This window comes from Spongisporangium articulatum (assembly GCF_044465595.1).
Classification (GTDB): Bacteria; Actinomycetota; Actinomycetes; order Actinomycetales; family Kineosporiaceae; genus Spongisporangium; species Spongisporangium articulatum.
The window spans coordinates 568,714-582,474 of record NZ_JBITLV010000003.1; the positions used below are offsets into that span (position 1 = coordinate 568,714).

8 protein-coding genes are annotated in these 13,761 nt (G+C 71.9%); 7 read left to right on the forward strand and 1 reads right to left on the reverse strand.

Going from position 1 to position 13,761, the window contains the following annotated elements; translation table 11 throughout:
• Positions 1 to 298 precede the first annotated feature (298 nt).
• The 3 genes from ACIB24_RS12275 to ACIB24_RS12285 all read left to right on the forward strand — a co-directional run bounded on the left by ACIB24_RS12275 (position 299) and on the right by ACIB24_RS12285 (position 4,422).
• Positions 299 to 1,150, forward strand: a complete 852-nt coding sequence (locus tag ACIB24_RS12275) for a hypothetical protein (RefSeq protein WP_398280264.1) — start codon at positions 299 to 301, stop codon at positions 1,148 to 1,150.
• Between the two features lie 116 nt (positions 1,151 to 1,266).
• Positions 1,267 to 3,399, forward strand: a complete 2,133-nt coding sequence (glgX, locus tag ACIB24_RS12280; protein WP_398280267.1) for a glycogen debranching protein GlgX — start codon at positions 1,267 to 1,269, stop codon at positions 3,397 to 3,399.
• A 102-nt stretch (positions 3,400 to 3,501) separates the two neighbouring features.
• Entirely contained in the window at positions 3,502 to 4,422 is a 921-nt protein-coding gene (locus ACIB24_RS12285) for a DUF559 domain-containing protein (protein ID WP_398280270.1), read from the forward strand.
• A gap of 30 nt (positions 4,423 to 4,452) precedes the next feature.
• Here ACIB24_RS12285 and glgP read toward each other — a convergent pair whose 3' ends face one another.
• Complete coding sequence (gene glgP, locus ACIB24_RS12290; RefSeq protein ID WP_398280273.1) at positions 4,453 to 7,023, reverse strand: alpha-glucan family phosphorylase; 2,571 nt, start codon at positions 7,021 to 7,023, stop codon at positions 4,453 to 4,455.
• 185 nt (positions 7,024 to 7,208) lie between these two features.
• Between glgP and ACIB24_RS12295 the strand changes: the two genes are divergently transcribed.
• From ACIB24_RS12295 to ACIB24_RS12310, 4 genes are read left to right on the forward strand one after another with little or no spacing between them, the layout of a single operon-like run.
• Entirely contained in the window at positions 7,209 to 9,344 is a 2,136-nt protein-coding gene (locus ACIB24_RS12295) for an alpha-1,4-glucan--maltose-1-phosphate maltosyltransferase (protein ID WP_398280276.1), read from the forward strand.
• A gap of 5 nt (positions 9,345 to 9,349) precedes the next feature.
• The gene (gene treS, locus ACIB24_RS12300; protein WP_398280279.1) at positions 9,350 to 11,164 is read left to right on the forward strand and encodes a maltose alpha-D-glucosyltransferase; all 1,815 of its coding nucleotides are present in this window, start codon (positions 9,350 to 9,352) and stop codon (positions 11,162 to 11,164) included.
• Entirely contained in the window at positions 11,161 to 12,597 is a 1,437-nt protein-coding gene (locus tag ACIB24_RS12305) for a maltokinase N-terminal cap-like domain-containing protein (protein WP_398280282.1), read from the forward strand. The genes treS and ACIB24_RS12305 overlap by 4 nt, the downstream gene beginning before the upstream one ends.
• Before the next feature lie 44 nt (positions 12,598 to 12,641).
• Positions 12,642 to 13,586, forward strand: coding sequence for a hypothetical protein (locus tag ACIB24_RS12310; RefSeq protein WP_398280285.1), 945 nt, complete (start codon positions 12,642 to 12,644; stop codon positions 13,584 to 13,586).
• The last annotated feature ends 175 nt before the right edge of the window (positions 13,587 to 13,761 follow it).

Below are 13,761 nucleotides of genomic sequence, written 5' to 3' on the forward strand. Positions count from 1 at the left end.
GTGGTCCCAGCAGTGTGGTCGGTACTGGTGGCAGACGTGGTGGCAGACGGCGCGTCAGCGAACAGCACTTCTGCTGCCACCACATCTGCCGTCAGCGGTGATGTGCCGGTCCTGCCGCCCCCACCCGGCAGGACCGACGACGTGTCCACAGGCCGCAGGTCCGCCGTCCGGCAACCCGTGGTGACACGGGCACTCTCCCACCATGCACATACCTCCAGGACTGCGCGCCGTGCTGGACCTCCAGGAAGGTCTCGTGACCCGCCGTCAGCTGACGGAACAGGGCATAGGCGCAGCGGTCGTGCGGCGTCGACTCGCCCGTGACTGGCGAGCGCCGCTACCCGGAGTGGTCGCCACCTTCACCGGAGCCCCCACCCCACGCCAACGGTTGATCGCCGCGCAGCTCTACGCCGGGCCGGAGGCGATCATCGGCTCCACCACGGCAGCGGCCTGGCACGGCGTGGAGGCGGCCCGGGCGGATCCCGTCCGGCTGTTCGTCCCGCGGTCCAGCAGCTCGCGTCGAGCCGGTTTCGCCGTCGTCACCCGCACGACGCGCGCGGATCCGGGGTCACGGTGGCGGCCGCCGCTCCGGTTCGCCAGCCCGGCCCGGGCCGTCATCGATGCCGCCCGCGACACCGGCTCCGAGGCGGGCGCGACCGCGATCGTGATCGAGGCCGTGCAGCGCCGGCTGGTCACCCTGCCGCTCCTGCAGCACGAACTGGAACGCAGCCCGCACCGCGGCTCCCGACCCGCCCGCGCCGCACTCGTCACGGCCGAGACCAACGCCTGGTCCGTCGCCGAGGTCGACCTGATCGCGCTGGTCGCGAGCAGCCGCTACCTGCCGACACCGTGGCCCAACGCCGACCTCTGCTCGTTCGACGGCCTGCGGCTGCCCACGCCTGATCTCTGGTTCGACGATGTCGGTCTCGCGGTGCAACTGCACTCGCGCCGATACCACGCCCGCGACGACGACTGGGACGGAACCGTGATGGGCGATTCGCTGCTCGGGGAGTTCAGCGTGCCGGTCGTGCGGCTGACGCCGGCGCGAGTGGAGCGGGAACCCGACCGCTGCCTGGCCCGCATCGAACGCGCCCACCGGTCAGCGGCCCGCACTGGCCGACCGGACGTGATCGCCACTCCGAGGGCAGCGTGATGGCAGGGCTGATGGCAGCCCAGGCGCCGTCGGATGGTGCGGTGGCTGCCACCAGCGCTGCCCCACCACCTCCGCGGAAGGGCGACGCGGTCGGTGGCGTGGGGCAGGATGGCCGGATGAGCACGCAGCCGACCCGCCCGCACCCGCTGGGCGTCCGACCGCGCGACGGCGGGGTGGACGTGGCGGTGTTCGCCGGGCACGCCGACGCCGTCGAGTTCTGCGTGCTCGGGGCCGGAGCGCGCGACGGGGCGGCGTGGAAGGAGCGCCGGGTCGAGCTCACCGGGCGGACGCACGGGGTGTGGCACGGGTTCGTACCGGACGTCCCGCTGGGCGCCCGCTACGGGTTCCGCGTGCACGGCCGGTGGGACCCACGGCACGGGCTGCGGCACAACCCGCACAAGTTCCTCCTCGACCCGTACGCCCGGGCCGTCGTGCCGCCCGCGATGCTGGCCCCGGAACTGTTCGGGCACACCGTCGACGAGCAGTTCGAGGGCAACCACCGCGTGATGGACGAGCGGGACAGCGCCCCCTTCGCCGCGCACGGCGTCGTCACGAACGCCCCGAAGCACCGGCACAGCACGAAACCCCATGTGCCGTGGCGGGACACGGTGGTCTACGAGGCCCACGTGCGAGGTCTCACGAAGCGGCTACCCGACGTACCCGAGGAGCTGCGGGGCACGTACGCGGGTCTGGCCCACGAGGCGACCCTCGAGCACCTGAAGGGGCTGGGCGTCACGACCGTCGAGCTCCTGCCCGTGCACGTCAGCCTGGCCGAACCCCACCTGGCCCGCCGCGGCCTGCCGAACTACTGGGGCTACTCGACGCTGAACTTCTTCGCCCCGAATCCGAACTACGCGGCGGCGACCGACCCGCAGGGCGTGCTGGACGAGTTCAAGGCCATGGTCCAGGCCCTGCACGCGGCCGGCCTCGAAGTGCTGCTGGACGTCGTCTACAACCACACGTGCGAGGTGGGCGTCACCGGCCCGACCCTGTCCTGGCGCGGCCTGGACGCCCCCGGCTACTACCGGCTCGACTCGGGCGGGCACGACATCGACTTCACCGGCTGCGGCAACAGTCTCGACGCCACCAGCGACCGGGTGGTGCAACTCGTCCTCGACTCGCTGCGCTACTGGGTGACCGAGATGGACGTCGACGGCTTCCGTTTCGACCTCGCCCCCACGCTCGCCCGGGGCCACAACGAGTTCTACCGGCAGCACCCGCTGCTCGTCGCGATGCGCGTCGACCCGGTGCTGGCCGGGGTCAAGCTCGTCGTCGAACCGTGGGACGTCGGCCCCGACGGGTGGGTGACCGGCGGGTTCGGCGCGCCGTTCGCCGAGTGGAACGACCGGTTCCGGGACGACGTCCGCGAGTTCTGGCTGCCGGGCGCGGCGCGCGCCCTGGCCGGTGAGACGCCGGGCGGGCTGCGGGATCTCGGGACGCGGCTGGCGGGCAGCGCGGACATGTTCGAGCCGGGCCGCGGGCCGCTGGCCGGCGTCAACTTCGTCACCGCGCACGACGGCTTCACGCTGGCCGACTGCGTCGCCTTCAACCACAAGCACAACGAGGCCAACGGCGAGGCCAACCGGGACGGCAGCGACCACAACCGCAGCTGGAACCACGGGGTCGAGGGCTGGTCGGCGCTCGACGTCGAGGTGGGCCCGGAGGTGGCGGCGCAGCGGCGGCGCAGCATCCGCAACCTGCTGGCCACGTTGCTGTTCGCGGCCGGGGTGCCGATGATCACCGGTGGCGACGAGTTCGGCCGCAGCCAGGGCGGGAACAACAACCCGTACTGCCTGGACGACGAGACCTCCTGGCTGGACTGGGATCTCGACGACTGGCAACGGGACCTGCTGGCCACCACGAGACAGCTCGTCGCCCTGCGCAAGCGGTTCGGCGGCGTACGGGCGACCGAATTCTTCACCGGGCTCGAGGGCCGAAACGGCATGAAGGACCTGACCTGGTTCCGCGCCGACGGCCCCGAGATGCAGTGGCAGGACTGGGAGGACAGCCACCTGCGCACGCTGCTCGTCCGCTTCGCCGCCTCGGACCTCGACGAGAGCACCGAGGCCCTGCTGCTGGTCGTCAACGGCGCGGCCGAGGAGCAGGAGATCCGGCTGCCCCGCGACGGCCGCTACGCCCGCGTCTGGTCCAGCGGCTGGGAGCGCCCGCGCGACCCCGAGGCCCCGCGCCCGCCGTCCAGCACGACCACGGTCGATCCCCTCACCGTTGACCTCTACGTCACGGGCTGATCCAAAGCTGTTCGACCCCACCTTCTGGGGCAGAATCGCCTTGGATGGCGTTATCCACAGGCGCGATCGGGGCGCTCCGCGGATCCGGGGCAGGCTTGGACCATGCCGCGAGCCGATCCCGACCAGGCGCCGTGGGTCGCCCGGCGCCAGGCCGGCATCTTCACGGCCGCGCAGGCGCTGACCGAGGGAATGTCGCAACGGCAGGTCCGGCGGCGGCTGGCGGCGGGTCGCTGGCGGCGCGTCGCCGGGCGAGGCCTGTCCCTAGCCGGCGACGAACCACCCTCGACGATGCAACTGGCCTGGGCCGCCCGGCTCACGCACCCCGGTGCCACGGTCAGCCACGCCACCGCCGCCGCACTGCTGGGACTACGCGGCGTGCAACAGTCACGGGACGCCCACGTCATCGTCGCGCCCGGTCGCCGATCGAACCGTGGCATCGTCACCCATCAGCTTCGCCTGACCGCGTCGGAGACCCTCCGGTTCGCGACCGGATCCTCGGCACCGGTGACGATCACCGACCGACGACGCACGGCGTTGGACCTCCTCGCGACGTACGACCTCGGGGAGGCCCTGCCGTTGTGGGCCTGGGTCAGCACGCGCCGCATTCTCGACGTCAGCGACCTCGAGACGGCGATCGAGCGACGTCGCGGCTGGACAGGTACCGAGAACCTGCGCCGGTTAGCGCGTTTCGCAGCGACCGGGGCCGTCAGTCGGGCTGAGCGGCTGCTGCACGACCTTCTCCGGGACGCCGCAGTGACCGGCTGGGCGGCCAACGTGGAGGTCCGCGACCGGCAGGGGCTGATCGGTGTGGTCGACCTCCTGTTCGGGACCGCCCGCCTGGTGGTGGAGGTCGACGGCTTCACCGGACATTCGTCGCCCCTCGACCTGCGCCGCGACGCGGAGCGGTACACGCGCCTGACCGCAGCCGGTTACCGCGTCGTGCGATTCACCTGGGCAGACCTCACCCAGCGGCCGCACTGGGTCGTCTCCACCATCCGCGACCTCGTATCCAAAGCGGTCTGACCCCAGTTACTGGGGCAGAACCGCTTGCGGTCAGGCGTTGGTCACCAGCCCGAGCTCGGCGGGCGAGGCGAAGCCCTCGTGGGCGGGCAGCACCCGCACGGTGTAACCGAACGGCCCGGTCCGGCGCAGCCGCAGGGTGCCCTCGAACACCTGGCGCCCGTCCCCGACGGACTCGACCGGCGCCAGCGACTGGACGACGGTGTCGGTCAGGGTGTCCGACGGCGAGACCCGCCCGTGCACGACCTGCACGTCGACGTCCGACGGGGCCAGGGAGCCCAGCGCGACCACGGCCCGCAGGGTCAGCTCGTCACCGACCTGCGGGGCCGCCGAGACCCCGGACGAGTCGACGTGTTCCACCCGCACGGCGGGCCAGCCCGCGCGCAGCCGCGTCTTGAACTTCGACAGCTCGACCGCTCGCTCCTTGCCCACGGAATGCCCCGCGGCCGAGGCCGGGACGTAGAGCTGGCGCGTGTAGTCGGCGACCATCCGCGAGGCGAGCACCTTCGGCCCCAGCGACGAGAAGGTGTGGCGGACCATCGCCAGCCAGCGGTGCGGCAGGCCGTCGTCGTCGCGGGTGTAGAAGCGGGGCGTCACCTCGCGCTCGATCAGGTCGTACAGCGCCGCGGCCTCCAGGTCGTCGCGCCGGTCGGGGTCGGTGACGCCGTCGGCGGTCGGGATGGCCCAGCCGTTCTCGCCGTCGTACCACTCGTCCCACCAGCCGTCGAGGATCGACAGGTTCAGCCCGCCGTTGAGCGCCGACTTCATGCCCGACGTGCCGCACGCCTCGAACGGGCGCAGCGGGTTGTTCAGCCACACGTCGCACCCCGGGTACAGCACCTGGGCCATGGCGATGTCGTAGTTGGGCAGGAACACGATCCGGTGCCGGACGTCGGCGGAGTCGGCGAAGTGCACCAGCTGCTGGATCAGCCGTTTGCCGGTCTCGTCGGCCGGGTGCGACTTGCCGGCGATCACCAGCTGGATCGGGCGGTCGGGCGACAGCAGCAGCGAGCGCAGCCGGTCCGGGTCGCGCAGCATCAGCGTGAGCCGCTTGTAGGTCGGCACCCGCCGGGCGAACCCGATGGTCAGCACGTCGGGGTCGAGCACCGAGTCGACCCAGCCGAGCTCCGCGGGCGATGCGCCCCGCTTCACCCACGAAGCCCGCACGCGGCGCCGGGCGTCGTCCACCAGGTCCGAGCGCAGCTGCCGCCGGACCGCCCAGAGGTCCTGCGCGGGAACCTGTTCGATCTGCTCCCAGGCGCGGGCCTGCTCGGTGATCGCCGGCCCGATGTACTTCTCGGCCAGCTCGGTCATCCGCGGGTCGACCCAGGTGGGGGCGTGCACGCCGTTGGTGATCGACGTGATCGGCACCTCGCCGGGGTCGAAACCCGGCCACAGGCCGACGAACATGCCGCGCGAGACGACGCCGTGCAGCTGCGAGACGCCGTTGGCGCGCTGGGCCAGCCGCAGGCCCATCACGGCCATGTTGAACACCGCGGGGTCGCCGCCCGGGTAGCTCTCGGCGCCGAGTTCGAGCACCCGCTCGACCGGCAGCCCGGGCAGCGCGCCCGGGCCGGAGAACTGGGCCAGCACGAGGTCGCGGCCGAACCGGTCGATGCCCGCAGGCACCGGCGTGTGGGTGGTGAACACGGTCGCGGCGCGCACCTGCTCGAGCGCGGCGTCCACGGAAACCCGCTCGGCGGTGACGATCTCGGAGATCCGCTCCAGCCCGAGGAACCCGGCGTGCCCCTCGTTGGTGTGGTAGACGTCGGGCGCCGGCGCCCCGGTCAGCCGCGACCACAGCCGCAGCGCGCGCACGCCGCCGACGCCCAGCAGCAGCTCCTGGTGCAGCCGGTGCTCCGAGGACCCGCCGTACAGCCGGTCGGTCACCGCCCGGGCCGCCTCGTCGTTGGCCTGGTGGTTGGAGTCCAGCAGCAGCAACGGCACCCGGCCGACCTGCGCCTTCCAGACGTGCGCCACCAGCGTGCGCCCGCCGGCCAGGGCGAGCGTGACCGTGGCGGGCGAGCCGTCCGCCTCGAACAGCATCGAGATCGGCAGTTCGTTCGGGTCGAGCACCGGGTAGTCCTCGTGCTGCCAGCCGTCGCGGGTCAGCGACTGCTTGAAGTACCCGTACTGGTAGAGCAGCCCGACCCCGATCACCGGGACCCCCAGGTCGGACGCCGACTTCAGGTGGTCGCCGGCCAGGATGCCGAGGCCGCCGGAGTACTGCGGCAGCACCGCGGTGATGCCGAACTCGGGCGAGAAGTACGCGATGGACGACGGCACCGCACCGTCGGTGCGCTCGCTCAGCTTCTGGTACCAGCGCGGTTCCGTCAGGTACGCCTCGAGGTCCGCGCGGGCCGCCTCGACCCGGGCCACGAACTCCGGGTCGGCGGCGAAGGCCTCGAGCTCCTCGGGGGCGAACCGGCCGAGCAACGCGATCGGGTCGTGCCGGGCCGCCTCCCATCTCTTCCGGTCCATGGCGGCGAACAGCTCGCGGGTCGGCGGGTGCCACGACCAGCGCAGGTTGTTGGCCAGGTCCCCGAGGGCGGCGATGGCTTCGGGGAGCACGGTGCGGACGGTGAACCGGCGGATCGCTCTCACGATCACCAACCGTAAAGCCACGAACGCCGACACGCGCGCGTGCGACATATTCGGGCGATAAGTTTCAGTCGAGCCGCGGGTGTGCCGTCATGTTCGAGTGATGTTCGAGTGATGTGAACATGCGAAACCCCCCGACCGTGCCCGACGCTAGATCTCTACAGTCCCTCACCAGGTGGAGGCGTGACATGCCCTTCGTCCAGGCCTCACCCACCCCCGCGCCCGCGGCCGGACGCACGGGCGGGACGACGTCCGCCGGCGAGGCCGGCGCGCTCGCCTCCTCGCTGGTCAGCACCTACTCGACAGGGTCCCGGGGCAACCCGCCCATCGGGCGCATCCCCGTCCTGGACGTCACGCCGACCGTGAACGGGGGCCGCTGGCCCGCTAAGGCGGTCGTCGGCGAGGCCGTCCCCGTCACCGCCACCGTGTTCCGCGAGGGGCACGACGCGGTCGCGGCCAGCGCCGTCCTGATCGACCCGGACGGCGCCCGGCACACCGTCGTCCGGATGACCCCCGGCCCCGCCGGCAGCGACTCGTGGAGCGCGACCCTCACCCCCGACCGCACCGGCGCCTGGACGTACCTCGTCGAGGGCTGGAGCGACCCGTACGGCACGTGGGAGCACGACGCGACGATCAAGGTGCACGCGGGCGTGGACGTCGACCTCATGCTCGAGGAGGGCGCCCGCCTGCTCGAGCGGGCCAGCGCCCGCCCGGAGGTCGCCCCCGAGGCGGCGTACGCCCTGATGGACGCCGTGGCCGCGCTGCGGGACCCGGGCCTCTCCCCGGTGGAGCGGCTGAACGCGGGCCTGGCCCCCGCCGTCCACGCGGCCCTGGCCGTGCATCCGCTGCGCGACCTGGTCTCGCCCTCCGAGCCGCTGCGGCTGGAGGTGCAGCGCGAGCGGGCCCTGTTCAGCGCCTGGTACGAGCTGTTCCCGCGCTCCGAGGGTGCGCACGTGGACGAGGCCGGTAACTGGGTCTCGGGGACGCTGCGCCAGGCCGAGGCGCGGCTGCCCAAGATCAAGGAGATGGGCTTCGACATCGTCTACCTGCCGCCGATCCACCCGATCGGGCGGGTGAACCGGAAGGGCCCGAACAACACGCTCACCCCCGGCCCGCAGGACCCGGGCGTGCCGTGGGCGATCGGCTCCGACGAGGGCGGGCACGACGCCGTGCACCCCGGGCTCGGCACGATCGAGGACGTCGACCACTTCGTCGCCGCCGCGGCCGATCTCGGCCTGGAGGTGGCGCTCGACCTGGCCCTGCAGTGCGCCCCCGACCACCCCTGGGCCACCGAGCACCCGGAGTGGTTCACCCAGCGCGCCGACGGCACCATCGCCTATGCGGAGAACCCGCCCAAGAAGTACCAGGACATCTACCCGCTGAACTTCGACAACGACCCGGTCGGCCTGGCCGAGGCGGTGCTCGACGTCGTGAAGCTGTGGATCGACCACGGCATCACGGTGTTCCGGGTCGACAACCCGCACACCAAGCCGGTCGCGTTCTGGGAGTGGCTGCTCGGCGAGGTGAACAAGAAGTACCCACACGTGCTGTTCCTGGCCGAGGCGTTCACCCGCCCGGCGATGATGCACACGCTGGCCAAGATCGGTTTCCACCAGAGCTACACGTACTTCACGTGGCGGACCGCCAAGTGGGAGATCACGGAGTACGTGGAGGAACTGCGCGGCTCAAGTGCGGACTACATGCGGCCGAACTTCTGGCCGAACACGCCCGACATCCTGCACGAGTTCCTGCAGTACGGCGGCCCGCCGGCGTTCAAGCTCCGCGCGACGCTGGCCGCCACGCTGTCGCCGAGCTGGGGCATGTACTCGGGGTACGAGCTGTGCGAGCACGTCGCGGTCCGCGGGGGCAGCGAGGAGTACCTGGACAGCGAGAAGTACCAGTACCGCCCGAGGGACTGGGCGAGTTACGAGCCAGGAGGCGACCACGAGGACCGTACGATCGCCCCGTTCATCGCTTCGCTGAACGGGATCCGGCGCTCGCACCGGGCCCTGCACCGACTGCGCAACACCGTGTTCCACCACTGCGACGACGATCAGGTGATCGCCTACTCGCGGCGGCTGGAGTCGGATCCCACCACGGGTGAGCCCGAGGACGTGATCATCGTCGTGGTGAATCTCGACCCGCACGGGCCCCGCGAGACCGGGGTGCACCTGAACATGCCCGAGCTCGGGATGGACTGGTTCGACGGCTTCGAGGTCGAGGACCTGCTCACCGGGCAGCGCTGGCCCTGGCAGGAGCACAACTACGTCCGGCTCGACCCGTTCCACTCACCCGCACACGTCCTGTCCGTCAGGAGGAACTGACATCCATGGCCAGGTCGAGCTCCAGCAGCACCGCGTCGCCGGGTCTGCAGTACGACCCCCAGTGGTACCGCAAGGCGGTCTTCTACGAGGTGCTGGTGCGCGCCTTCGCCGACTCCAACGGGTCCGGCTCGGGTGACTTCACCGGGCTGATCGGCAAGCTGGACTACATCCAGTCGTTGGGTGTCGACTGCCTGTGGTTGCCGCCGTTCTACGCCTCGCCGCTGCGCGACGGCGGCTACGACATCGCCGACTACTGTTCCGTGCTGCCGGAATTCGGCACGTTGCCCGACTTCCAGGAGTTCGTCGCCCAGGCCCACGCGCGCGGGTTGCGGGTGATCACCGACCTCGTGATCAACCACACCTCGGACGCGCACCCGTGGTTCCAGGCCTCCCGCTCCGACCCCGACGGCCCCTACGGCGACTTCTACGTGTGGAGCGACGACGACCAGCGCTACGCCGACGCGCGGATCATCTTCGTCGACACCGAGACGTCGAACTGGACGTTCGACCCGGTCCGTCGCCAGTTCTTCTGGCACCGGTTCTTCTCCCACCAGCCCGACCTGAACTTCGAGAACCCGGCCGTCCAGGAGGCGATCTTCGACGTCGTCCGGTTCTGGATGGACATGGGCATCGACGGGTTCCGGCTGGACGCCGTGCCGTACCTCTTCGAGGAGGAGGGCACGAACTGCGAGAACCTGCCGCAGACGCACACCTTCCTGCGCACGCTGCGCGGCGTCATCGACACCGAGTACCCGGGCCGGGTGCTGCTGGCCGAGGCGAACCAGTGGCCGAAGGACGTCGTGGCCTACTTCGGCACCGAGGACGACCCGGAATGCCACATGTGCTTCCACTTCCCGGTGATGCCGCGGATCTACTACTCGCTGCGTGAGGAGCGGGCCAAGCCGATCATCGACATCCTGGCCGAGACGCCCGAGATCCCCAGCCACGGCCAGTGGGGCACGTTCCTGCGCAACCACGACGAGCTGACCCTGGAGATGGTCACCACCGAGGAGCGCGCGGCGATGTACGGCTGGTACGCGCCGGACCCCCGGATGCGCGCGAACATCGGTATCCGGCGCCGGTTGTCGTCGCTGCTGGACGGGCACCGGGGCGAGATCGAGCTGGCCAACGCCCTGCTGCTGTCGCTGCCCGGCTCCCCCACCCTGTACTACGGCGACGAGATCGGGATGGGCGACAACATCTGGCTGCCCGACCGGGACGCCGTGCGCACCCCGATGCAGTGGACGCCCGACCGCAACGCGGGTTTCTCCACCGCCGACCCGGGCAAGCTGTACCTGCCGACGATCCAGTCGCTGAACTACCACTACGCCGCGCTGAACGTGGAGAGCCAGCAGGCCACGTCGTCGTCGCTGCTGAACTGGACCCGCTCGATGCTGCAGCTGCGACGCGAGCACCCGGCCTTCGGGATGGGCTCCTACGTCGCGGTGGACGCCGACAACCCGGCGGTCCTCGCCTTCCTGCGGGTGCTGGCGCCCGACCCGGACCAGGGGGTGGCCGGCGAGGTGCTGCTGTGCGTCAACAACCTCTCGCGCACCGCGCAGGCCACCCGGCTGCGGCTGCCGGAGTGGGTGCGCGGCGGCACGCTGGACGACGTGTTCGGCGGCACCGGGTTCGGTGAGGTCTCCCTGGACGGCGTGCAGCCGCTGACGCTCGGATCGCGAGACTTCTTCTGGCTCACCGTCTCCGGGGTGACCCCGGTGCAGGAAGGGCGCGCCTATCCTGCGGCCGGCGCCGAACTGGGAGAGACTGAGGGGGCGGCAGCAGGGCAGGCACGCGAGACGGCGGGTGGTGGCGGATGACGGACGTGGTGATCGGCGCCGAGGACGTCGCCGGTCTGCTGGCCAGCTGGCTGCCCCGGCAGCGCTGGTTCGCCTCCGGAGGGGGCGGCGTCACGCTCACCCTCGCCGGCCACGTACCGCTCTCGGTCACCTCGTTCGAGGACGAGGCGGGCGACGTCCACGTCGGGCACGACGTCCTCGGTGAGGGCGTCGTCGTCCACCTGGTGAACGCCGCACCCGTCGACGGCGGCGCCCCGGCCACCTACTGCGTCCCGCTCACCTACCACCGGGCCCCGGTCCCGGAGCTCGCGCACGCGCTGGTCGGCGAGCTCGCCACGGCCGACGGCGACCGCTGGGTCTACGACGGCCCGCACGACCCGCGGTTCGTGCACGCCTGGATCGAACTCGTCGGCACCGGCGCCCAGGTCCTCGGCGGCGGCGACAGCCGGGTGCGGGGGCTGCTGCGGCCGGGCGAGTCGAAGCCCGATGCGTCGGCCCCGGCCACCGTGCTGAGCGGCGAACAGTCCAACACGTCGGTGATCGTGGGCCCGGACGGCCCGGACCCGTTGATGGTCAAGGTCTTCCGGGTGCTGCAGCCGGGCCGCAATCCCGACGTCGTGGTGCCCTCGGCGCTGACCGGGGCGGGCTGCGACCGGGTGCCCCGGCTGGTCGGCTGGGTCGAGGGCGGCTGGCTGCTGCCCTCCGGTGAACCCGCCTGGGGGCACCTGTCGGCGTTCGCGGAGTTCGTGGCCGGCGCGCGCGACGGCTGGAAGCTGGCCACCGGCGCGGTACACGCGGGCGAGACGTTCAGCGGGCTGGCCCGCTCCCTGGGCGAGGCCACCGCGTCGGTGCACGCCACCCTGGCCCGCGCGCTGCCCACCCGGCCGAGCACCCCCGCGACGCTCGAGGCGCTGGCCGGGCACCTGCAGGGCCGCCTCACCTGGGCGCTCGGGGCGTCGCCGGTGCTGGCCGAGTACGCGGTCGAGGTGTCGGCGGTGATCGAGTCGGTGGGCGCCCTGACGACGGCGCCGGACCTCCAGATGGTGCACGGCGACCTGCACCTGGGGCAGTGCCTGCACAGCGAGACGCGTGGCTGGGTGCTGCTCGACTTCGAGGGCGAACCACTGCGCCCCCTGGCCGAGCGACTCGAGCCCGACCTGGCCCTGCGCGACGTCGCGGGCATGCTGCGCTCGTTCGACTACGCCGCCCGGCACGCGACCCTCGGCCTGCCCGAGGACGACCCGCGCGTGCTGGCCGCGTCGATGTGGGCGGCCGAGTGCCGTGAGGCCTACCTGTCCGGGTACGCGGAGGAGGCCGGCACCGACCCGCGTGAGCACGAGGTCCTGCTGCGGGCGCTCGAACTCGACAAGGCGCTGTACGAGACCGTCTACGAGACCCGTCACCGGCCCGGCTGGGTCGAGGTGCCGCTGAAGGCCGTCGCCCGCCTGCTCTGAGGTCCCGGGCTGCCGTTCTCAGGGACGTTTGAGAAACTGGCGCGATGGCGGAGCAGGACGAGGCGAAGACGGAGCCGCGGGCCGCCGACGAAGCGGCTGACGACGCGGTTGCGAGCAGCCCGGAGCCGGCGACCGAGCCGTCGCTGCTGCCCGACACGTACGACCCGCTGCAGCCGGACACCGCCGCGATCCCGGCGGTGGACCCCCTGCGCAGCACCCGCGAGCTGCCCCCGGTGCGCGAACCGCATGTGAAGCCGTTCGCCGTGGACAGCTCGCTGACCGGCCTGTTCGAACCGTCCCCACTGCCCGGGGAGCCGCCGCTCACGTCGTCCGTGCCGGTCTCCCCCGTGTTCGGGCCCCCCCGTGCGACGAGTGCGACGCCCACCGCCGCGGCGGCGCCGACGAGTACGACGCCGGCCGACGGCGTCCCCCCGACGGCCACCCGCGAGGCCGGGCCGAACCGCGGGCTGCGCCCGTCGCTGGTCGTGGGCGGCCTCGTGCTGGTGCTGCTCGTGGCCCTGGCCGCCTGGCTGCTGCCCCGCGACGGCGGGGAGCCGACCGCCACCCCGACGGCGACGCCCACGACGGCGGCCCCGTTGCAGGTGTCCCTGTCGAGCATGGACCCGGTGGGCGGTTCGGGGTTCGCGCAGAAGGGCAGGGCCTGGAGCACGCAGACGTACACGACGGCCGACTTCGGCAACCTGAAGCCGGGCGTCGGGCTCGTACTGGACCTCGGTTCGGCCCGGGCGATCAGCCAGGTGGGCTTCACGGCCAACGGCATCACGGTGCAACTCCGGGCGGCCGACTCACCGTCGAACGACCAGGCCGACTGGACGCCGGTCGGCAGCGCCACCACGGCCGACGGCGCCACGACGCTGCGCGCATCCGGCGGCGGCGCGCACCAGTACTGGCTCATCTGGGTCACGAAGCTCGCCGCGACGGACGGCGGGTACGGCGCCCGGATCACCGATGTCGAGGTCAGGGGCTGAAAACGCCCTCTTGCTCTACAAATTCGCGAACTCCTACCCCTTCGGAGGGTCGCGCAATCCGCCGTTCGGCCATCGGCCGACGTGCGATTCCGGACAAACCGTCGCTAGACTGAAACGGTCGTGTGGCAACTTCCAGTAGCGGTGGCGGGACGCTCAGTAATCACCTAACGTGGCC